19 protein-coding genes are annotated in these 22,504 nt (G+C 46.9%); 12 read left to right on the top strand and 7 right to left on the bottom strand.

All coding sequences use genetic code 11. The annotated features are described in order from the left end of the window. Window positions 1-122: 122 nt before the first annotated feature. The 3 genes from DWZ67_RS08670 to DWZ67_RS08660 all read right to left on the bottom strand — a co-directional run bounded on the left by DWZ67_RS08670 (window position 123) and on the right by DWZ67_RS08660 (window position 6,343). Complete coding sequence (locus DWZ67_RS08670; protein ID WP_035457911.1) at window positions 123-1,472, bottom strand: DNA/RNA non-specific endonuclease; 1,350 nt, start codon at window positions 1,470-1,472, stop codon at window positions 123-125. 89 nt (window positions 1,473-1,561) lie between these two features. Then, window positions 1,562-3,046 carry a BACON domain-containing protein gene (locus DWZ67_RS08665; RefSeq protein ID WP_016273504.1) on the bottom strand — a complete coding sequence of 495 codons (1,485 nt, stop codon included), beginning with the start codon at window positions 3,044-3,046 and terminating at the stop codon, window positions 1,562-1,564. Between the two features lie 27 nt (window positions 3,047-3,073). After that, window positions 3,074-6,343: a TonB-dependent receptor domain-containing protein gene (locus DWZ67_RS08660; RefSeq protein WP_120138609.1), complete on the bottom strand. Its 3,270-nt coding sequence runs from the start codon at window positions 6,341-6,343 to the stop codon at window positions 3,074-3,076. Between the two features lie 375 nt (window positions 6,344-6,718). Here DWZ67_RS08660 and DWZ67_RS08655 point away from each other — a divergent pair, with 375 nt between their 5' ends. The 4 genes from DWZ67_RS08655 (at window position 6,719) to DWZ67_RS08635 (ending at window position 11,896) form a co-directional block, all read left to right on the top strand. Beyond that, window positions 6,719-8,056 carry a DEAD/DEAH box helicase gene (locus DWZ67_RS08655; RefSeq protein WP_120138607.1) on the top strand — a complete coding sequence of 446 codons (1,338 nt, stop codon included), beginning with the start codon at window positions 6,719-6,721 and terminating at the stop codon, window positions 8,054-8,056. Between the two features lie 274 nt (window positions 8,057-8,330). Next, on the top strand, window positions 8,331-9,398 hold the full coding sequence (gene serC, locus DWZ67_RS08650) for a 3-phosphoserine/phosphohydroxythreonine transaminase (protein ID WP_005828105.1): 1,068 nt from the start codon (window positions 8,331-8,333) through the stop codon (window positions 9,396-9,398). Between the two features lie 110 nt (window positions 9,399-9,508). Then, on the top strand, window positions 9,509-10,432 hold the full coding sequence (locus DWZ67_RS08645) for an NAD(P)-dependent oxidoreductase (protein WP_120138605.1): 924 nt from the start codon (window positions 9,509-9,511) through the stop codon (window positions 10,430-10,432). Window positions 10,433-10,648: 216 nt separating this feature from the next. Beyond that, window positions 10,649-11,896: a DUF1015 domain-containing protein gene (locus DWZ67_RS08635; protein WP_087332578.1), complete on the top strand. Its 1,248-nt coding sequence runs from the start codon at window positions 10,649-10,651 to the stop codon at window positions 11,894-11,896. 60 nt (window positions 11,897-11,956) lie between these two features. Here DWZ67_RS08635 and DWZ67_RS08630 read toward each other — a convergent pair whose 3' ends face one another. Both DWZ67_RS08630 and DWZ67_RS08625 read right to left on the bottom strand, forming a co-directional pair. Beyond that, window positions 11,957-12,346 carry a hypothetical protein gene (locus tag DWZ67_RS08630; protein ID WP_016273509.1) on the bottom strand — a complete coding sequence of 130 codons (390 nt, stop codon included), beginning with the start codon at window positions 12,344-12,346 and terminating at the stop codon, window positions 11,957-11,959. Beyond that, window positions 12,343-12,891: an RNA polymerase sigma factor gene (locus DWZ67_RS08625; RefSeq protein WP_035448201.1), complete on the bottom strand. Its 549-nt coding sequence runs from the start codon at window positions 12,889-12,891 to the stop codon at window positions 12,343-12,345. Before DWZ67_RS08625 ends, DWZ67_RS08630 begins: the two co-directional genes overlap by 4 nt. A 143-nt stretch (window positions 12,892-13,034) precedes the next feature. Here DWZ67_RS08625 and DWZ67_RS08620 point away from each other — a divergent pair, with 143 nt between their 5' ends. From DWZ67_RS08620 to DWZ67_RS08600, 5 genes are all read left to right on the top strand, one after another. Next, complete coding sequence (locus DWZ67_RS08620) at window positions 13,035-13,430, top strand: DUF6249 domain-containing protein (protein ID WP_016273511.1); 396 nt, start codon at window positions 13,035-13,037, stop codon at window positions 13,428-13,430. Window positions 13,431-13,480: 50 nt separating this feature from the next. Then, entirely contained in the window at window positions 13,481-14,056 is a 576-nt protein-coding gene (locus DWZ67_RS08615) for a flavodoxin family protein (RefSeq protein ID WP_005836314.1), read from the top strand. 18 nt (window positions 14,057-14,074) lie between these two features. Beyond that, on the top strand, window positions 14,075-14,476 hold the full coding sequence (locus DWZ67_RS08610; RefSeq protein ID WP_016273512.1) for an FKBP-type peptidyl-prolyl cis-trans isomerase: 402 nt from the start codon (window positions 14,075-14,077) through the stop codon (window positions 14,474-14,476). Between the two features lie 64 nt (window positions 14,477-14,540). After that, window positions 14,541-14,723, top strand: coding sequence for a hypothetical protein (locus DWZ67_RS08605; RefSeq protein WP_005828120.1), 183 nt, complete (start codon window positions 14,541-14,543; stop codon window positions 14,721-14,723). 109 nt (window positions 14,724-14,832) lie between these two features. Further along, window positions 14,833-16,182, top strand: a complete 1,350-nt coding sequence (locus DWZ67_RS08600) for an MATE family efflux transporter (protein WP_120138603.1) — start codon at window positions 14,833-14,835, stop codon at window positions 16,180-16,182. Here DWZ67_RS08600 and DWZ67_RS08595 read toward each other — a convergent pair. Beyond that, window positions 16,172-17,323: a glycerate kinase gene (locus DWZ67_RS08595; RefSeq protein WP_120138601.1), complete on the bottom strand. Its 1,152-nt coding sequence runs from the start codon at window positions 17,321-17,323 to the stop codon at window positions 16,172-16,174. The genes DWZ67_RS08600 and DWZ67_RS08595 overlap by 11 nt on opposite strands. A 131-nt stretch (window positions 17,324-17,454) precedes the next feature. Here DWZ67_RS08595 and DWZ67_RS08590 point away from each other — a divergent pair, with 131 nt between their 5' ends. From DWZ67_RS08590 to DWZ67_RS08580, 3 genes are all read left to right on the top strand, one after another. After that, a complete protein-coding gene (locus DWZ67_RS08590; RefSeq protein ID WP_005828136.1) occupies window positions 17,455-18,051 on the top strand; it encodes an IMPACT family protein in 597 nt (198 codons plus the stop codon). Between the two features lie 158 nt (window positions 18,052-18,209). Next, window positions 18,210-19,334 carry an HpaII family restriction endonuclease gene (locus DWZ67_RS08585; RefSeq protein WP_120138599.1) on the top strand — a complete coding sequence of 375 codons (1,125 nt, stop codon included), beginning with the start codon at window positions 18,210-18,212 and terminating at the stop codon, window positions 19,332-19,334. Between the two features lie 60 nt (window positions 19,335-19,394). Further along, window positions 19,395-19,958 carry a nitroreductase family protein gene (locus tag DWZ67_RS08580; RefSeq protein WP_016273517.1) on the top strand — a complete coding sequence of 188 codons (564 nt, stop codon included), beginning with the start codon at window positions 19,395-19,397 and terminating at the stop codon, window positions 19,956-19,958. Between the two features lie 111 nt (window positions 19,959-20,069). Here the strand turns inward: DWZ67_RS08580 and DWZ67_RS08575 are convergent, their stop codons facing one another. Further along, window positions 20,070-22,400, bottom strand: a complete 2,331-nt coding sequence (locus tag DWZ67_RS08575; protein WP_120138597.1) for a TonB-dependent receptor — start codon at window positions 22,398-22,400, stop codon at window positions 20,070-20,072. Between the last annotated feature and the right edge of the window lie 104 nt (window positions 22,401-22,504).

Raw genomic sequence — 22,504 nt, 5'->3', positions numbered from 1 at the left:
GGGAGGTCAGCCATAAGGCAAACCTCCCTCTCTCTTCTTATTATCTACTCGTCACTCAGGGAGTGTGTAATATACCATTATTCATGTTCAGATTCACGAATATTCATTCGTAGCACATGATACTACCAGGCCCAATCGGTGAGATTATAGCTACTCTCCACTTCATCCTCAATATAATCGGGAAGATTGCAGAAGAAGTCTATGCCAGTCTTGCTTTCAAGTTCATCAATGCTGATGGCATTTGCTTTGGTGTCATCCCTATTCAGCGGATGTTCAAAAGTATAGCCGTAGTCATCACGATGTTCCACCCAAAAACCTATGGTCTGATAGGATGTAGCTATGTCAACGGGCTGATTGGCACGATGAGCCAATACGGCAATGAAGTAATATTGTGGAACAGGCAATCCTTTTGATGTGAAACCCTTTGAGTCAGTAGCGGGCATCACTCCATCTCCTCCTGCCTTGGTTCCCTTATAATCTATCAATAGCTTGTCGAGCGTTCCACCTTTTGCCACATAGATTTTATCGTACACACTTCCAAAGGCATTGTCCTTGCGCACCCATGAATTGAGTAACTGCTCGAAGGTAACCCAGTAACCGCCATTGAATGAGTTGAGTTGTGGACTCATGTTGCTGAAGTAGAAAGTCTGCTTATTGGCTTCTGTAGAAAAAGAACGGTCATCGGAAGCACAGAGGTGTCCTCGGTCGAATCCGTCATTGGTATGCCAGCTATTGTCAACCCTCATACTCTCCGGCAGCAATGGGTCTACTGCCCAGGCGTCATCACTTCTGGTTACATTTTTCACCCCCGTAATGGCATCGTAGCTATAGGCCACCCAGCGAGAATGTTTCATGTGGTCGTTCCATTCCATTGCATAGTTAAGCACCTTGTTGCCACCGGCCGTAACTTCATGCTCCACGTAGGTATTGCCCTCCATCAGATGTGGCATTTCGTATTCTGTCACGTAATTTTGTCCTTGGGCGGATACATTCGCATTTTTGTTTTCTATCACAATTTTTTGGGCTGCATTATGCTCCACTCCTACATTTATCCCATCAACGTATGCGATGCGAAGTTTGAACATGGCAACTTGTGAAGGAAGCTGATAGCGTACCCAATAAGAAGTTTTTGCTTTGGCCACAGCCTTGTCACTCCATTGCTTTACGGTGGAGTAATCGGGAAGTGACGATAGATTATCAGTATCAAATTCTTCTGAAAAGGTGAATCCGTCACCGGAAATAGTCTTATTGGCTGCAATACTGATTTGCGAACGGATTGATTCATCCAATGTCAAGCCTTTGCTACCATCAATAGCATATAGTACTTCACGCTTGGAACCTTGTTCAGTGAATTGAATGTCATTGATAGTGGGATGTTCATTCATTTCTGAAGAATCATCTGAGCTACATCCACAGAACAATGGCAGCAACAGGCAAATCGCTAAAATCAAATTGTAATATCTTTTATTCATATCATATATAAAATTGAAAAAGAAATCCGCAATGTCATCTACATATACTGTGATGGCAGTGCGGATTTTACTTTATTATAAAAAATTCTTTATTCAGTCACTTTAGAAATGAAGAATGCGCTTCCCACTTGATCGGAATCTTTGTAGCTGGTACGAACACCGCATATAGTAATCTTATCACCTTCAACAATACCCAGTGATTCGAACTGTTTGCTTGCGCCTTTCCAACCTGTAAGAAGACCATAAACATATACCTTGCCGCTTTCATCTGTAATATCAAAATTACCATAAAGGGTACTTGCGATATTTGATACAGTACCGGTCAACTGGTAATATTGTGAAGGGCTTTCCTCTGCTGCAAGGAAATCAGCAACAGTAACTGTTTTTACACTCTTCACGTCCTCTGCAACGGCATTGGTCATCTGCGGAGTACCTTTGTATTCGGCACGTGGACCAACGAGAGTTACAATATCACCTTCCTTGATATTAGAATCAGCAAAATCTTTGATGCCATAGATATATACATCACCCGAGAAATCCTTGATGTAGATATTGCCATATTGGGTATTAGCAATCTTGGTCACTACACCACTAATGCGGTATTGTGTAGCACCAACCTCGGCGGCAATGAATTCAGCAACAGTAGCTTCAACGATGGCGCCCTGCTGTGAGAGTTCAGTCTTGCTTGTGTAATCTTTTTTACCGTCAGTAGTGCGGAATGTAATGCTGGTTGAACGGTCACCACCTTCGTTTCGGGCAGCCTGGAACTTCACGCAAGCATCTGTTCCTTTCTGGTCGATAGAGACAATAGACAACCATTCTTTGGCATCCTCAGGAATTTCTACAGAAACGCCGTTGCCTTTGGTTATGATGTATGCCTCAAAGATACCACCCTCAACCGGAAGTACATCATTGTAGACAGAGTCGACCTTGATGAGCGATTTGTTAATCTTGAGCACAGTAACATCAACAAGCTCAACTGTAGTACCGTAGGTGGTTTTGGGACCTTGTATTGTTACCTCATCGCCTTCTTCCAGACCCAGGCTGGCAAAATTCTTCGTATTGCCTTTGGCGTCCAAAGTTCCATAGACGTAAACCTTACCGGTGGCATCCACAATGTCCCAGTTGCCGTAAACGGTGTTGGAAATATTTGAAACAACACCGGTCACTTTATAAGTCTTCTTGTCGGGACCGGCTATTACCTCGGCACAAGTAGCTTCCGAAATGACTGGCAAGCCTTGCATGATAGTCAAGTTCTGAGTTTCATTGGCGCTGCTCAGCTTCAGTTCCACTGAACGGCCATCCACAGCTTCATCAGCAGAGAATGTGATTTTGCTTTCGCCTTGAGGACCTTGAGTTGTAGAGATGGTAAGCCAATCGGCCTTGTCGTTACCTGTGATAATCCATTCGGACTTCGATTCAATTGTAATGTCAGTGCTACCTCCTTCAACCGGCAGCGCAACGTACGACTGTGAAACCTTCAATCCTGACAAGCCTATTGCTGCATCATCTTCAGCACAGCTTGAGAAAAGGGAAATCACAGCAGCAAGTACTATAAATAGATATTTTTTCATATTCTTCGATTATATTTAAATTGATAATCAGTTAAAGCAATACTTAATACCGATAGAAGCATACCAGCACTGACCAATAGCATGGTTGAGAGTCCAAGTCTTGGTGTTGCCATTTATAGACTCCGGAGTTGAGAATGTAGCAAAACCTTCAGCGTCTACACCTTCATACTTCAAGATACGGGCTTCGTTACCGATAGCAGGATTCAAATGCTTACTTACTCCCCAGCTTGAATTGAAGAAATTAAGCACGTTCTTCATATCAAAGCTCAGCTGCAATTTGTGCTTGGCACCACATACATTCAAGTTGAAATCGTGCTTATAAGAGAAATCTACACGGTGTACCCAAGGAGAATAAAGACTGTTGGGCTCAGCATATTTACCCTGATTATTCTTAAGGTATGAGTCGTTGTGTACATAATCCATGAAGCGTGTCTTGTCATCCTCGCTGACGAAACGGAATGAACCATCGGCAACCTGCTTGTCTGTAGGGATATAAATGGCATCGTAGTTGTAACCGTCACCGTTCATGTCGTTGGCAAGCATGTAAGAGTAATTGTAACCGCCACGCCAAGTCTCGTAAATCAAACTAAAGTGGTTGCCGCTCTTGTCGTTGATAGTGGCACTTGCAATGAAACGGTCGGGAGTAACGTTTAGGCCATTGTGCAAACGGAAGTTGTTGACACCTTCGTATGTAGAAAGGTAGTTGAGTACTGAAGAAGCATTGGAACCCGGAAGTGAAGTCACCTCCTTAGATACTGTATGCGTATAAGCAGCCATCAAATTGATCCATTTGGCAGGCGCTGCGTTCACGGTAACGCTGGTCGACCATCCGTAACCGCGGCTTGTATTCTCAAGCATGTAAGCACTGGGCAGACTCTTGCCCGCCTCGTCCGTATAAGTAGCGTCAGACGGGAATACAGGACGGTTATCAGCACCATTGAAGCGTGTAAAGCCGTTTATATCTTTCTGGCTCCAGTCTTTCAACATGGCGGCATTAAGTGTCTTGTTATAGATTCCTTCTACCGTCACGTTCAATGGGAATGATACGGGTACTGTATAATCCACGGCAATTGAAGACTTCCAGACCTGTGGCATTTTAAAGTCGGGATCGACGCCGCAAATGCTTGAAGGAACTGTACCGTCTTCCGGTTTGATTGTCTGAGGATAACCCAAATCATAAAGCTTTTGTTTCAGAGCTTCTGTAGAAAGGATTCCACCTTTGAATTCATCCATAGTGAAACCTTTGTCTTTTGCATTCTTGGCATTGACTTGCGCCTGATATTGAATCATACCGCCATTGGTAGGCATATTGGTAAAGAATACCAAAGGCAGACGTCCGGAGAACAAACCGCTACCACCACGCAGCTTCAAAGTATTGTTGCCAAGTATATCCCAACTGAAACCTATACGAGGAGATACTGTCAATGAGTTTCCGGGCCATTTGCCGGTATCGATATGACGACCGTTGTAGTCAAGGTCAAGAATAGCATTGTTGGTCATCAAGTCACCATTATCAAAGAAGAGTCCGTCGAAGCGCAGACCGGCTGTAACCTTGAAATCGGAACGTACGTTCCATTCGTCTTGCAAGTAGAAGCCCAATTTATTGTACTGAACACGTGATGCAGGTTCGTTTTCACCGTTATAGCCATAAGTCAAACATACAATTTCCGGAGCAGCTCCTTGAACAAAGTCATCCAGGCTGGTATAGCGATAATATCCTGTACCGTTACGGAGATACTGGTTGTCGGCCATTTGATGCTCATAGTTCAAGCCAACCATGATTTTATGATTGCCGGTATAGTAAGTTACGTCATCTTTTATATTCCACACTGTGTTGTGAACTGCGTTATTGTAAGTGAAAAGTTCTTCACCAAAAGAGATGTAGTTTTGATTGTCTTTCAAAATATCGACAAATGGGAAAATACTGGAATTAGTACCACGTACGTCATCCAACTTGGAGAATGTTGCCAAAAACTGGTTGGACAAGGTAGCAGAGAAGCGGCTGTTAAGGTCGAAAGACAATGAATGTACCAAGTTATCCAAGGAATACATGGAGTTGGCATACGACATGGCATACTGTGAAGTACGACTACCCGACATACGAGTACCACCGTCCATAGAGGAAGCGTTAGGGGCATTCCATACGGTATTCTTGGTATAGTTATAACGCAAAGCCAAGCGATGGTTGTTGTTGATGTTCCAGTCTATACGTGCCAATAATTTAGTGTTCTTATTGTCAGACGGGAAGCTGCTGAATGAACCGGTGTCATAGCCATATCTTTCTTTCGCTATATCGGACACATTCTGAAGATCGGCAACGGTTGCACGTGAGATGTATGCGTCTGCATTGGCCACACCGTCTTCGGAAGCACGCCAGCGATTGGCAATTGCAGGAGTATTCTGCAGCTCGCCGTTTGCAAAGAAGAAGAGCTTGTTCTTGATTATCGGACCGCCAATGGTAAAACCATATGTAGTTGACTGGTCTTTCTCGCGAGCACCTAAGATTGTTTCACGATCAATGGCATCACCGCGCATGTTTTCATTCTGGTGATAAATATAAGCTGTACCTTTGTAAGTATTGGTACCTGATTTGGTAATGGCATTGATACCGCCACCGATGAAGTTGGTCTGGCGTACATCAAACGGAGATATGACAATCTGAATTTCGTCAATCGCCTCTATAGAGACCGGATTACCGCCACCAGGCAGGTTGGAACTCAAACCGAAGTTGTTGTTGAAGTTGGCACCGTCGATTGTGAAGTTGGCTGTACGACCGTCAGATCCGGCAAACGACATCCCATTACCACCGTAAGCAGACAAACGAGAATAGTCGGTAATGCTACGGCTTACAGAAGGCATGCTGGCAATCTGTGTATTGGAAATGTTGGTTGTTGCTCCGGTCTTTTCGGAAGCAAATTTAGTCTTTTGAGCTGTAACAACTACTTCCTCAAGAAGCTCTGATGATTCTTTCATCTGTACATTCAAATTGTAGACTTCACCTAATTGAAGAGTCACATCCTTGTACATCATTGTTTGGTAGCCGATGTAAGAGACTTCCACACTGTAAGGCCCGCCTGCCCGCATACCTTGAATGGTATAACGACCATCAATGTTTGTAATTGCGCCATATCGTGTCCCGGAAGGCTCGTGTATAGCCTGAACTGTTGCACCGATAATGGCTTCCTTGTCTGGGTCTGTTACCTTTCCACTTAATGAGGAGGTAGTCACCTGAGCCTTAGCTGTCATTGCGACTATCACCATAATTGCGGAAAGAATGAATCGCATTCTTTTTGCCATGAGATTTTAATTAATATGATTAAACTATTAAAAAACGTTGCAAATTTAAACAATAACTTTCAGATTACCGTTACATATCAATTACAATTTTATATTATATCTTTGGCATAAAAATGTATTTGTCAAAAGAAAACGGTGATTTTGTCAAGGACGTGCTCAATCTACCTGAGGAAACAGGTTGATTGAGCACGTCCTTGACAACCTCAATATCTTTACTTCCCCAAAATTAAAGTGGGAGAAAACGACTTTAATTTTCTCCTATTCGATTGACGGGCATGTCATGATTTTAGGTAGCTTTCTTAAAAGCTGTTTTTGTTTTGATGGAAACTGACTTCTTATCCGTATCTTTGCATATTGATTAAAAAAGAGATATTCATGGAACTTTCGGATATACTTCATAATTTGAAGATACAAGAACTTACTCCGATGCAGGAGGCTGCTAAGGAAGCCTATCAATCAGCTAAAGATTTAGTACTTCTTTCGCCCACCGGTTCGGGTAAGACACTGGCTTTTCTCCTTCCGCTGGTACAGACCTTGAAAGCGGATATACAAGGTGTGCAGGCTCTTGTACTAGTACCTTCACGCGAATTGGCTTTGCAGATAGAAACTGTGTTCAAGTCTATGGGAACTCCTTTCAAGGCTATGGGCTGCTATGGCGGACGCCCTGCTATGGAAGAACACCGGACAATGAAAGGCATTCATCCCGCCGTCATTATCGGTACTCCGGGACGTATGAGCGACCATTTGAGGAAAGAGAATTTCAATGCCGCCACTGTCGTCACTCTGGTGATAGATGAATTCGACAAGTGTCTTGAGTTCGGTTTCCATGACGAGATGGCAGAGGTTATCGGGCAGCTTCCCTCACTGAAAAAGCGTGTGCTTCTCTCGGCCACCGATGCAGAGGAAATACCGCAATTTGCCGGAGTAGGAGGTGATTCCCCGTCTTCCGGCTCCCGGCTCATGAAGCTTGATTTTCTTGCTCCGGAAGCCCTTGCTCCGCGTCTGCGGCTGCATAAGGTCGTTTCTCCGGAGAAGGACAAGCTGGAGACCCTCTATAACCTGCTTTGTACTCTCGGCTATCATTCCACTCTGGTATTCTGCAATTATCGTGAAAGCGTGGAGCGTGTTGCCGGGTACCTGCAAGCCAGGAAGTTCCCTTGCGACATGTTTCATGGCGGTATGGAGCAACCCGACCGCGAACGTGCGCTTTACAAGTTCCGTAATGGCAGTTGCGCCGTGCTGATATCTACAGACCTTGCCGCCCGCGGACTGGATATTCCGGGTATTGAGAATGTGGTGCATTACCATCCTCCCGTAAACGAGGAAGCCTATACACACCGTAATGGACGTACCGCCCGTTGGGAGGCATCGGGAAATGCATATCTTGTCCTGCATGCCGAGGAGCGGGTACCCGAGTACATTTCTGAAGACATCGAAACGTACGAGTTTCCGGAGACGCTTCCCAAACCGGCCAAGCCCCGATGGGCTACCTTATATATAGGTAAAGGGAAAAAGGATAAGTTGAACAAGATAGATATTGTCGGCTTCTTGTATAAAAAAGGAGGGATGGCGCGTGAAGATGTCGGGCAGGTGGACGTAAAGGAACACTATGCCTTTGTAGCCGTGCGCCGCAGTAAAATGAAACAATTGCTGACGCTGGTACGCGGTGAAAAAATCAAGGGAATGAAAACTGTTATTGAGGAAGCAAAGTGATTTATCTTATAAATATTCATTTTATTTGCGCTTATTCTTTTGAATATGAAGTAATGAAACCGCCTTGCTTTTAGTTTCTCTAAAAGTATTATCCTTGATAAGTAAAGATAACAAAATGGTGCATATATCTTGTATAAACCATTAAAAAGTAAGCTAAATGCGGCTTAAAAATAGAATTTCATCAGGAAAGGTTTGTTTTGAAGAAATATTTCCGTAATTTCGCAAAGTCGAAAGACATTAATGAACGAAATTGTATAACCAAAACAAACTTCAAATGAAAAAGCATAATTTCAATGCAGGACCTTCTATCCTTCCTCGTGAGGTGATTGAGAATACGGCACAAGCTATTCTTGATTTCAATGGCTCAGGCCTCTCACTGATGGAAATCAGCCACCGTGCCAAAGACTTCCAACCCGTTGTGGACGAAGCTGTGGCATTATTCAAAGAATTGCTCAATATCCCCGAAGGATATTCGGTACTGTTCTTGGGCGGTGGTGCCAGTTTGGAATTCTGCATGGTACCCTTCAACTTCCTTGAAAAGAAAGCTGCTTACCTGAATACGGGTGTATGGGCCAAGAAAGCCATGAAAGAAGCTAAGGCATTCGGTGAAGTAGTTGAAGTCGCTTCTTCCGCTGAATCTACTTATACTTATATTCCGAAGGACTATACAGTGCCTGCTGATGCAGACTATTTCCACATCACTACCAACAATACAATCTACGGTACGGAACTGAAAGAGGATTTGGACGTAAACGTTCCGATGGTGGCCGATATGTCTTCTGATATTTTCTCCCGTCCTATCGACGTGTCCAAATATATCTGTATCTATGGTGGTGCGCAGAAGAATCTGGCTCCTTCCGGTGTTACATTCGTCATCGTGAAGAATGACGCTCTGGGTAAGGTATCCCGCTATATTCCGACCATGCTGAACTATCAGACGCATGTGGATAGCGGCTCTATGTTCAATACTCCTCCCGTTGTCCCCATCTATGCAGCCCTGCAGACATTGCGCTGGATTAAGGCAGAGGGTGGCGTGAAGGAAATGGAACGCCGTGCCATCGAAAAGGCCGATATGCTGTATGCTGAAATTGACCGTAACAAAATGTTTGTGGGTACGGCTGCCAAAGAAGACCGTTCACGCATGAACATCTGCTTTGTGATGGCTCCCGAATACAAGGAATTGGAAGCTGACTTCTTGAAGTTCGCTACCGAAAGAGGTATGGTAGGTATCAAGGGACACCGTTCTGTAGGTGGATTCCGTGCATCCTGCTACAATGCCATGCCGAAGGAAAGCGTGCAGGCTTTGATTGACTGCATGCAGGAATTTGAGAAACTTCATTAATAATATTGTTTTTCACCACAGATTACGTAGATTTGCACAGATTGTTTTTATGATTAAACTCTGTGATAATCTGTGTCATCTGTGGTGAGTCTTTTTAATATCATGAAATTATGAAAGTATTAGTTGCAACAGACAAACCGTTTGCCAAAGTGGCAGTAGACGGTATCCGTAGAGAAATAGAAGCAGCAGGTTACGAACTCGTGCTGCTGGAGAAATATGGCGAAAAAGCCAAGCTGCTGGAGGCTGTGAAAGATGCCAACGCTATCATTATCCGCAGTGACATCATTGATGCTGAAGTGCTGGATGCCGCCAAGGAACTGAAGATTGTGGTGCGTGCCGGTGCCGGTTATGACAATGTGGACCTGGAAGCAGCTACTGCCCACAATGTATGTGTAATGAATACTCCGGGACAGAACTCCAATGCTGTGGCCGAGTTGGCTTTCGGCTTGATGGTGATGGCTGTCCGTAATATGTATAACGGTACTTCCGGTACGGAACTGATGGGCAAGAAACTGGGTATCCACGCTTATGGTAACGTGGGTCGCAACGTAGCCCGTATTGCCCAAGGCTTCGGTATGGAGATTTATGCGTTCGACGCTTTCTGCCCGAAAGAAGTAATCGAGAAGGATGGAGTGAAGGCTGTGGGTTCTGCCGAAGAGCTTTACTCTACTTGCGATGTCGTTTCCCTGCATATTCCTGCAACTGCCGAAACGAAGAATTCCATCAATTATGCATTGGTGAACAAGATGCCGAAAGGCGCACTGCTGGTGAACACAGCCCGTAAGGAAGTCATCAATGAAGCCGAGCTTATCCAGCTGATGGAAGAGCGCACCGACTTGAAATACATGACCGACATTATGCCTGCTGCCAATGAAACATTTGCAGCCAAGTTTGCCGGACGTTATTTTTCTACACCGAAAAAGATGGGGGCCCAGACTGCCGAAGCCAATATCAACGCAGGTATTGCCGCTGCTAAGCAGATTGTAGGCTTCCTGAAAGACGGTTGCGAGAAGTTCCGCGTAAACAGGAAATGAGATGAATAGTAAGACTACCTATAAATGTTCAGTTCTTTATTTAGCAATAGGTGCTGGTATATTTTCATTAAGTAGTATATTCAGAAATGAATTGTCAGATTTCGCCCTCGGCTTTTGCGAGGGCGTATCTGTTGTACTGATATTAAGTAGTGCTATTTATCTGATAAGATATTTTGTGAAAAAGAAACCTCAATAATCCATATAAAACACTCTCTTATGGCTATAATTAAACCCTTTAAAGGGATTCGCCCCCCTCAGGATTTGGTGGAACAAGTAGCGTCCCGTCCTTACGACGTATTGAATTCTGCAGAAGCACGTGCAGAAGCGGAAGGTAATGAGAAGTCCCTATATCATATCATCAAGCCGGAAATAGATTTTCCCGTCGGTACGGATGAGCATGACGAACGTGTTTATCGGAAAGCTGCAGAGAACTTTCGTATGTTCCAAGAGAAAGGCTGGCTGGTGCAGGATGATAAAGAAAACTATTACGTCTATGCCCAGACCATGAACGGCAAGACACAGTACGGTCTTGTTGTCGGTGCCTATGTTCCCGATTATATGAACGGTGTTATCAAGAAGCACGAGTTGACTCGTCGTGATAAAGAGGAGGACCGTATGAAGCATGTCCGCGTGAACAATGCCAACATTGAGCCCGTGTTCTTTGCCTATCCCGATAATACTGCGCTGGATGCCATCATTTCCCGTTATACAGCCGGGAAACCGGTATACGACTTTATCGCTCCGGGTGACGGTTTCGGTCATACCTTCTGGATTATAGACAAGCAGGAGGACATTGATGCCATAACCCAGGAGTTTGCCAAGATGCCCGCCCTCTACATTGCCGATGGGCATCATCGCAGCGCCGCTGCCGCTTTGGTGGGTGCGGAGAAAGCCAAGCAAAATCCCAATCACCGTGGTGACGAAGAGTATAACTACTTCATGGCTGTGTGCTTCCCTGCCAACCAGTTGACTATTATTGACTATAACCGGGTGGTGAAGGACTTGAACGGCATGACTCCCGAAGAGTTTCTGGCTGCTGTGGGCAAGAATTTCATCGTGGAGGAGAAAGGTGAGGACATCTATAAGCCGTCCGAACTGCATAACTTCTCCCTCTATTTGAACGGAAAGTGGTACAGCCTTACTGCCAAACCGGGTACTTATAATGATAACGACCCCATTGGAGTACTGGATGTAACCATCTCCTCCAATCTGATACTGGATGAAGTGCTCGGCATCAAAGACCTTCGTTCCGACAAGCGTATCGACTTTGTAGGCGGTATCCGTGGTCTGGGAGAGTTGAAGAAGCGGGTGGACAGTGGTGAGATGAAAGTGGCATTGGCCCTCTATCCCGTTTCCATGAAGCAGCTGATGGACATCGCCGATACGGGCAACATCATGCCTCCCAAGACAACTTGGTTTGAGCCGAAGTTGCGTTCGGGACTGGTGATTCATAAACTGGACTAAATGAATTGATATAAACTGAAACGGGGATGTCTTCCACTAAAAGACATCCCCGTTTTTCGTTCAGAACTCTGGAAGCTTAGGAGTGTGATGTTTGAAATACAGTTTTCTCATCCACCGGTCAAACAGGATGAAAAGCGGAATGGTCAGAATCAGTAGGAGATAAAAGCAAGGAATCTGGATACTTTCTGACTGTGGGAGGGTGGTGGGCGTAAAGGCTTCCCGGATGCTGTCTCCGAAGTACAGAACCAATCCTGTCCCACTGACACCTATCAAGAAGATAGCAGCGGCAATAGTTGCAAGCAGAATTCTTCTTTCTGATTTCTTCTCGCGCAGACGTATGGCTTCTTCTACCTTCTGCATGGTGCGGTAGGTAAAATTGGACGGCAGGCGGAAAGTAGTCTGTTCTCTTACCGCCTTTTTCAATCCTCTATCTTTTAGTTCTTCGTTCATACTTTTTCTTGTTTCATCAACACATAAATCTTTTTACGTATACGGTGTAGCTTCACTTTTGCGTTGCTTTCCGTCAGTCCCAGGATGAGAGCGACCTCATTCAATGTTTTTTCTTCATAATAGAACAGGCTTATCAGTGCCTGTTCCTCGGAATCGAGTTGCTCCATGGCTCTGTTCAATTTGGCAATTTGCTCTTCCCCTTCATCATTTAAGGCTTCATCTACTTGTGTATCGGATATGTTGGCAAGCAGTGTATCATCCATGACAAAGGTATCAAATTTCTTTTTCCGTGCACTCGAGATGGCCGTATTATATGCAATCGAATAAATCCACGTCGAAAAAGAACTGGTGCCCTTGAAAGACGAGAGATGCTGGAAGGCTTTCAGGAAGACATCTTGGGTCAGTTCTTCGGCATCTTCCTGGTTGGAGACGATACGGGCCACCAGGATGAATACCTGCTGGCCGTATGTGTTGAGAAAATGCTCGTAAAGAGCAGTCTCTCCCCTCAAGATGCGCTGGATGATATGTCTCTCGTCGTCTTTCATTTTGTCTGTTAGACGCAAGTTTGTTTGGTTGGTTACAGATTTTCGGAAGAAAAAATATTTTTCCGGAAAAGTGTAACCTCATGTAAACTGCCGCGTCTAAAGGGTACAAAGAAACGAAATTACTAATTTAAATTGAAACGAATATGATGGATTTTATTATGGTGCCTGCGGTGATGACAATCATTACTTTAGGAGTTTACAAATTGTTTGAGCTGTTTGTTTGTAAGAAGGAAAGAATCATGCTGATTGAGAAGATGGACGAGCGGGGACTACTCCCTCAGATGGATACGCCTAAATTACGTGGAAGTAGCTTTTCGTTCTCTGCCCTGAAAATAGGATGTCTGTTGGCTGGTATGGGACTTGGGTTATTGCTGGGTTATCTTATCTGCTATGCGACGATTCCCAATTACTTTACTGCGGACAGAGACTGGATGTATAGGGAGACTGTTTCCCTTATTTATGGGGCTTGTGTGCTGGGTGTTGGTGGAATCGGACTGATAGTGGCTTTTATTACAGAACTAAAACTGAACAAGAAGTAAGGTTATTATGTAGAAAATGCCGACCTTTGCTGAAAAATTAAGAGTATGCAATGAAGGTATTGATTCTTAACGGTAGTCCTCGTCGTCATGGCAACATGTCGAAAATGTTGGAGCTGATGAAGCAGGAACTTGAAGGCTGCGGAGTTGGAACAGTTTATATAGACGTTCCACAGTTGCAGGTACATCCCTGCATCGGTTGCATGAAGTGTCGCAGTTCATTGAAGTGTTGTCTGCCCGAGGATGGGGCACAGAGAGTGTTGCAGTCTATGAAAGAAGCCGATGCAGTGATAATCGGTGCCCCTTGCTATTGGGGAAACATGCCGGGAGAAGTGAAAGTGCTTTTCGACCGTATGGTTTACGGTATGATGGGGGAGAACTCTTGGGGGATGCCCCTTCCGCTTCATAAGGGCAAGAAAGCGATTGTGGTAAGCACTTGTACTACCCCTTATCCTTTCAATATTCTCTATAATCAGACGCACGGTGTGGTGAGAGCTTTCAGGGAGATTCTGAAATGGAGTGGTTTCAAGATTGTGAAAACCATTGAGAGGGGAGGTACTAAGAAGCATCCTGAGCTGACGGAAAAGGATATGCGGAACTGCAAGAAAGCAGTGCACAAATTATTGTAAAGTATTGAAAAAGTCAATATGGGTAGAAAAGAAGAATATAAATTGCAGAACGAACAGTTTCTGGAGCAGTTGCGTACGGCAGAAGGAATCAAGGAATTGCCTTGCGGCATACTTTATCGGGTATTGGAGGAAGGCAGAGACGGTCCGACACCACGTCTCAACAGTGTAGTATCTGTGCATTATAAAGGCACGCTTATTAATGGGCGTGAGTTCGATAATTCGTGGAAACGGAATTGTCCGGAGGCTTTTCGTCTGAATGAAGTGATTGAGGGCTGGCAGATTGCCTTGCTACGAATGCATCCCGGAAGTCGTTGGATTGTATATATCCCTTACACCATGGGATACGGTACACGTACCAGTGGACCCATTCCGGCGTATTCCACACTGATATTTGAAGTGGAATTACTAAATATCTCGTGACACTGCTGAACAATTTGCTTTTTTATCTTGTTCTCATATAAGAATTTAGAAAAACTCAATAGGTATGAATATAGATAAGAAAGCAGGGCATATTGACCCGAAAGTAGCATTGTCTCAGGCAGAACATGAAAAGGGAACAGTACCCGGACAACAGATTGGCCTTTACGGTAATGCAGACAAGAGAGATGTTCGTCAGGTCGTAAAGATTCTGAATCCTGACAAAAACAGTATGGAGAGCAGAGGTTAACCCTCTGCTTTTTTTATTACATGCCTCTTTCTTCGTCGAGTCCAGATGATTTGTTGGAGGGTTTTGTATCTTTGTACCCGGAAATGAAACTCTTAAAAACAAAAGCAGGATGCTACGGAAAGGAGACCTCACTCAAGGAGGCATAACCGGTACTTTATTACATTTTACCCTACCCATGATGGTAGGGTCTTTTTTGCAGCAATGCTACAACATTGCAGATACGCTCATTGTAGGCCAATGCATTGGTGCAGGGGCGTTGGCGGCGGTCGGTTCGGCATACACACTGATGGTTTTCCTTATATCCGTTTTGCTGGGACTGGCGATGGGCAGCGGCACTGTATTCTCTTTACATTATGGTGCCGGAAACCATGTAGCACTGCGTCGTAGCATATTCAGTTCGTTTGTACTGATAGGCATCGTGACACTGATACTGAATGTAGCCGTTTTTATCTGGCTCGGTCCTATTCTCCGGCTGTTGCAGGTTCCGCAAGACATATACGGCATGATGCGCAGCTACTTGTGGATAATCTTCTGCGGTATAGTTTTCACCTTTATCTATAACTTCTACGCATCTCTGCTGCGTGCAGTAGGGGATTCTGTCACTCCGCTTTGGTTTCTGGCAGTTTCTGTCGTTCTGAATATAGCGCTCGACTTGTTTTTTATCCTACAACTGGATTGGGGGATTCAGGGTGCGGCTGCGGCCACTGTCCTCGCTCAAGGAGTAGCTGCTCTGGGCATCATCATTTATACTTACAGAAGGCGTCCGGAACTGCGATGGCATCATGAAGACATGTGTTTTGACCGTACTTGCTTGAAGGAAATAGCTTCCTTCTCTACATTGACTTGCGTCCAACAGTCGGTGATGAATCTGGGAATCCTGATGATACAGGGACTTGTCAACAGCTTTGGAACAGCGGTAATGGCAGCTTTTGCGGCAGCTGTGAAGATTGACTCTTTCGCCTATATGCCCGTGCAGGAATTTGGGAACGCCTTTTCCACCTTTATTGCACAGAACTTCGGGGCCGGACGTTACGACCGTATCCACCGGGGTGTTCGCAGTGCATTTGTCACGGCTGTTGTTTTTTCGCTCCTTGTGTCCGTGCTGGTTTTCGTGTTTGCCGAGCCACTGATGCTTATCTTTGTCCGTCCGGACGAGACGGAGATTATTGCGGTGGGAGTGACATATCTGCGCATCGAAGGTGCTTTCTACTGTGGCATCGGCATCTTATTTTTGCTGTACGGATACTACCGGGCCATCCGTATGCCGGGCATGTCTGTTGTGCTGACTGTGCTGTCGCTGGGTACCCGTGTCGTTCTTTCCTACTGGCTGGCCTCGATGCCCGAGGTTGGGGTGACGGGCATCTGGTGGTCCATCCCCATCGGCTGGCTGATTGCCGACGTGGTCGGCATCTGGTACTATCGGTACAAGAAGTTCCGTTTTCAGGAATCTAAGGCATGATGCGGCAAATTTGCTCCACTGTCCTTCGGATATTTTCTTGAGCAAATTCAGGCTGCATGGCCTGCTCTAAAGAGATGGGAGAGGGGGTAATGGAGAATACGCCCCGGAATCCAGCTGCATTCAGTATCCCGGCATCCTCTATCGCTCCTGCCAGCAGGATGACGGGAATATGTTGCCTCCTTGCTTCCTGCAAGATGCCCGAAGGTACTTTCCCCATAAGAGTCTGCCGGTCCGATTTCCCCTCTCCGGTGATGAGGAGGTCGGCATCCTTAATCTTTTCTGCAAAGTCCAGAGTTTCCAAAAGAAGCTCTATGCCGGGTTTCAACTGTGCATCCAGAAATGCGTGGAGACTGCCGCCCATGCCGCCTGCCGCACCGGCACCGGGATGAAAGGATACGTCTTTGCCGGTAGTGTGGAATATGACGTCCGAAAGATGCTGCATGGCAATATCCAGTTCCTTTACCATATCTGCGTCTGCTCCTTTTTGGGGAGCGAATATGTGGGCTGCTCCATTGGGACCGAAGAAAGGATTGCGTACATCACACGCCGCCGTGAAACATGCCTTTTTCAGTGCGGGATGGGGGGAAGAGCTGTCAATGGAGCTGATTGCCGATAGAAGGGCACCGCATAGGGCGATGCCTTTTTTCATGCTTCCCACTTCGTGTCCTTCTTTATCGAAGAAACGGAATCCCAATGCTTGCAGCATTCCCAGACCGGCATCGTTCGTGGCGCTCCCTCCAAGTCCGATGACGAAACGGAGGCATCCCCGTTCCAGGGCATCGCGTATCAGTTCGCCCGTTCCGAAGGTGGTGGTTTTCATCGGATTCCTTTTGTCGGCAGGAACCAGAGGCAGTCCGCTGATGGCGGCCATCTCTATGAATGCGGTATTGCCGTCTCCGGAGATGCCGTAACTGGCATCGCACGGTTGCATCAACGGGTCGTGGGCACGGACGGTGATACGTTTTCCGTTACTGGCTGCAAGCAGGACGTCGAGCATGCCTTCTCCACCGTCGGCCACAGGGAGCACGATGGTCCGGCATTCGGGACATGCGGCATGTACCCCTTGGGCGGCAGCTTCTCCGGCTTCTGCCGAGGTGAGACATCCTTTAAAGGAATCAAGGGCAATCACTATCTTTTTCATAAATGCGGTCTTTTATAATTTCGTCATGCTTCGGATGACAAGTTGTACAATTACAAAGGTATATACAAAATTTCATTTCTTTTTCATGCAAGCATGAAAGTTCTCTCTTCGGTTTGCATTATCTTTGCAGCATGAGCGAAGATACGTATAAAACCATCGTTGCCCCTTCCGAGGGCATTTACACTGAAAAGCGCAGCAAGTTCATTGCTATTGCCCTGCCGGTGCGTACAGTAGAGGAGGTGAAGGCGCATCTGGAAACTTACCAGAAGAAATACTACGACGCCCGCCACGTGTGCTATGCCTACATGTTGGGCCATGAGCGGAAGGACTTCCGTGCCAACGACAACGGCGAACCATCGGGTACGGCAGGCAAGCCGATTCTGGGACAAATCAATTCCAACGAACTGACGGATATTCTCGTCATCGTAGTGCGCTACTTTGGCGGTATCAAGTTGGGTACGAGTGGACTGATTGTAGCTTATAAGGCTGCTGCCGCTGAAGCCATTGCCGCTGCCACCATCATTGAAAAGACGGTAGATGAGGCGGTGACTTTCCTCTTCGAATACCCCTTCATGAACGATGTGATGCGGGTGGTGAAGGAGGAGGAGCCGGAAATTCTGGAACAGTCGTATGATATGGACTGCCGTATGACGCTCCGCATCCGTCAGTCCATGATGCCGAAGTTGCGGGCACGGTTGGAGAAAGTAGAAACATTAAGGTTTGAATAATACAACAAATGGGATAAGAGCCCCTTTTAATAGGGAAGTTGTTCGTTTCCTTTAACGGAACAAGTTGTTTTCCTATGAGGAACAGACTGTTTTCTTTGCGGAAACGGTACCACTTCTTATGAAAGGCTGACTCCCCCCCCTTAAACAAAAGAAAGTTTATGGCATTTAGTGCAACAAAAAGAGAACTGGGCGAGCTCTACACCTTCTTTCGCCTGCTGGCGGATGGAGCTGTGTCACCGGGTACACCGAAAGCTGAAAAAGACGAAACCCTGCGCTGGCCCGTTGCCTTGATACAGAGGGAAGAGCATGACGGTACGCGCCGTTACTATATCGAAGCGCAGGAAGTACGCGTTGTCAGCGGAACTACCGGGAAGGACGGTTCGTTTGTTCCGGGCGAGAAGGAGGAACTGCGTTTCCCCCGCGAAGACTTTGGTGATGCGGCAGAGTTGGTTCTGCATCTGCTGAAGAACGTTTCGGGCGAGGAAGTGGAAGTGACTGAAGGCTTGGAAGCCTTTCTGGATGCTGTCAATATCTTCGACCTGGAAGCAAAGACGGAAGACCGTACCGACTTTTCCGTTGCCTTCTGGCATCCCGAAGCACCTCTGACGGGCTTCAATGTCCGTTGTCGTCTCGCCCCGATGAATCCGTTGCTGGACGGAGGGCGCACGGCGAATCTGAAGCTGGAGCAAAGCGGTGTCAAGTTTGCCGTGCCCACGGTGAACAAGGTGAATGCCCTGCCGGAATCTCCTACGGAAGTGGCAGAACGCATGATGATGATTGAGCGACTGGGCGGCGTGCTGAAGTATGCCGACGTTGCCGACCGCGTGTTCCGTTGCAACTTGCTGATGATAGACCTCCACTTCCCCCGCATGCTTGCCGAGATGGTGCGCTTGATGCACTTGGACGGCATCACCCGCATCAGCGAATTGACGGAGCGCATCAAGGAGATGAATCCGTTGAAGATAAAGGACGAGTTGATAAACAAGCACCGCTTCTACGAGTTCAAGATGAAGCAGTTCCTGCTGGCACTTGCCCTCGGCATGCGCCCTGCCAAAATTTATAACGGTACGGACTCTGCCGTCGAAGGCTTCTTCCTGACGGACGGCAGCGGGCAGGTACTTTGCTACCACAAATCCCGTCCGCAGGTCTTTGCAGACTTCCTTTATCAGAACACACGTTTGGAGAAAGGTGCCGTAGAGAAAGATAAATACGGCTTCTTGGAGCGCGAGAACGGCGTCTGGTACTTCAAGCTGAATGTAAAGATTGGGCTGGTGAAACGGTGAAACAGCCCCACTGAACACGTACTGATGTGCATTATCAACTATCAATTCTCAATTAAACAAATGAACGAGACATTACAAACTATCAAGGCACGCCGTAGCGTCCGTGCCTATATGGAACAGCAGGTTTCCGCAGAAGATTTGAATCTTATCCTTGAGGCGGCTACTTATGCCCCCAACGGTATGCATTTGGAGACGTGGCACTTCACTGCCATTCAGAATAAGGAAGTACTGAAAGAGTTGAATGATAAAATCAAAGGCGCCTTTGCCAAGAGTGACGACCCTCATACACAGGAACGTGGACATAGCCAGACTTATTGCTGCTACTATCATGCCCCCACGCTGGTCATTGTCTCCAACGAGCCTACCCAATGGTGGGCTGCTATGGATTGCGCTTGCGCTCTGGAGAATATTTTTCTTGCAGCCAAGTCCCTCGGCATCGGTTCCTGCTGGATTAACCAGTTGGGGCAGACCTGCGACGACCCCGATGTCCGCGCTTTCTTGACAAAGCTGGGTGTACCCGAGAGCCATAAGGTATATGGCTGCGCAGCCCTGGGATATGCTCCCGCCGATGCTCCGGTGAAGGAGAAAAAGGTGAAGGAAGGTACGGTGACCATCATCCGCTAAACAGAGATACCCGCAGGAGAGGTGGCGGTCAGGTAATTAATCATACATGAAGCAAAATAACGTATAATTCCGCCACTCTCCGTTGGGCTTCCTCTTCACAGAGGAAATGGGTTATCGCTGCATATTGATGATGCCGCTGTCCGTATCACTGTTGTTCAGCCCCTTGTTGCCTGCCTTGTGCTTGCGTCCGAACTCGAATGTATAACCCACGCGCAGCACGACCATCTGTCCCGTCTCCCTGACGAATGTCTCGGAACGGAAAGGAGCCACTTTGCTGATTCTTTCTTTTCCCACTTTATAGTTATTGGTGAAGGGAAACATAATACCGATTCCCGCCTGAAGGTTCTGCCGGGTGTACATTGCCATGAATGCCGTCTGGTTTTCGTTCTTCTTGATGGTTTCGCCGAAGAAATTGTTCTGCACTTTCCGGAACTGCCCGAGCAGCGAGAAGTCTTTATATTGCACTTGCGCCATCACGCTGTAATAGAATTCATCGTACATATGGCTATAGTTCAGGCCTTCCGACCAACTGCGCGTATATCCTCCCGAAGCATAAAGCGTCAGGAAATCTTTCAGTCCGAACAGTGTAGCGCCATTTATGCCGGCCATCAGTTCCGTATTCAGGCTTTGGAACGACCGCTGGTTTTCATCCTTCAGTATCAGTTTGCCGTCCTCCACGAAGATGCTTTCCATGATGGGATTGTCATAATACTGGTGGCGTACGCTCAGATTGGCATTGAACTGCTTCTTCGAATAGCTGTAAGACAAGGAGTTCGTGAACTGTTGATACGTTTTCAGCAACGGGTTTCCGCGGACTATCTGTATCGTGTCCATCGCCTGCTCCACATCAGTCAGCGAGCCGAGCGACGGTATGGCAGGACTGATGTTGAACCGGTAGCGCAGGAATCCCGCCTTCTTCAGATTATAGCTCAACCGCACGGTGGGCGTGAAGGTATAGTAGGCATGGTCTTCCTCACTCTCCTTGAACCAGGCGCGCGTCATGCCTACGCTGCCCGCATAGCTGAAGTCCTTTACCTTGCCTTGCACCTCGAAGAAAGCGGATGTCTGCGACTGGTCCATCTTCGAAGTGGTAGGGTTGGAACCTTTATACTCATTCTCTGTCCGCATCTGATAGTGGCGGGCACCGCCGCTCAGCTTCACCTCCTTGAAGCTCTTTTCATAAATGGCTTCGCCGATGACGGAGCGCTTGTCGCCGTCCACTAATGTCTGGATGTCTGCCAGCGGTGCGTTCTCGTCCTTGTACTCCTTGTATTTCCGGTTGTTCTTGGTATGGATGAGCGTTCCCGTCACATTCATCTGGATGCTCTGCTGATGGGGCAGGGTATGCTGGAAGTAAAGGTCGAGCGCCGGAGAGTAGCTGGATGTGTGGTTGTTGACGTATGAATAGATGGACTCCGTGCTGCCCACTGCCCACATCTTGTTCAGCTCATTCTGGTAGGGGGCATTGCTGAGGTTGTTACGGAAAATGGCATTGAATACATATTTGTCCGCTTTCGTCAGATTGTACGTCAGATTCAGGTTGTTGATGAAGCTCAGGGAGGGAGACTCGTCTTCGATGCCTTCCTTGATGCGGTCGATGGTACGGTCGCCCAGATAGAAGGTTTCATGGGATTCGAGGCGGCTGTGATACTTGCCGTTCTTGTTGAAGTAGTCGATGCCCCATTCGGAGTTCTTGTAATTGAACTTCGCGTTCAGGAAATTCTCTCCCCATAGGGTGTGGGGCGAATCGGAGAGCTGGAAGTTCACGACACCGCCCGTTTCGCGGCGGCGCAGGATAATGTTGACTACGGCGCCCAGTTCATCGTCTCCGTACTGCTTGCCGGGGTCTTCGATGAACTCCACACGCAGTACGTCTTTGGCTCTGACGGCCGCTATCTCCTTGTCTGTCACTTTAATGCCGTTGATACGGGTTTGTACGGCCCCGCCACCGCTGACGCTCATGCTGTTGCTCAGATTGTCCACTTGCAGACGGGCAATGCCGAGATTGTTCAGCAAGTCGTAGGCACCGAACGAGCGTTTCAGCTGGCTTTCGGAAGGCAGGATGATTTGCCGGTCTACCCGCTGCAGCACATTGCTGGCAGATACCGTCACTTCACCGAGGCTCACGGCATCTTCCTGCAACTGTACATCGCCCAGGTCGAGGCTTTTATTCAGTTTCAGCAGTATGTTTTCACTTTGGAGGCCGATGAAGGAGATGGAAAGGCGGTAGTCGCCTGCCTTGATTTTATGGAGGGCGAACTTGCCTTGTGCATCCGAGGTTACTCCGGTCACCAAAGTAGAGTCTATGGTCCATAATGACACATTGGCGGCTATAACTGCCTCTTGCGAAGTGTCCGTGACGCGTCCTTTGATGGAGAGGCTCTGTGCCTGCGTACTGAGTACGGAGAGGGCAAGCAATAGTAAAAAAAGTTTGGTTTTCATAATCGTTTGTATTAGTCTGTTACTGTTGGATAGGGACGTAAAAGTCACTCCTCCCGTTAAGGGAAGATGCTAATGTTTGTATATCAGTTGTTTATACTTTCCTC

The organism is Bacteroides sp. AF34-31BH (genome assembly GCF_003602795.1).
Classification (GTDB): Bacteria; Bacteroidota; Bacteroidia; order Bacteroidales; family Bacteroidaceae; genus Bacteroides; species Bacteroides uniformis.
The sequence above is the reverse complement of the archived record's forward strand: the minus strand, read 5'-3'. Positions and strand labels throughout refer to the sequence as shown.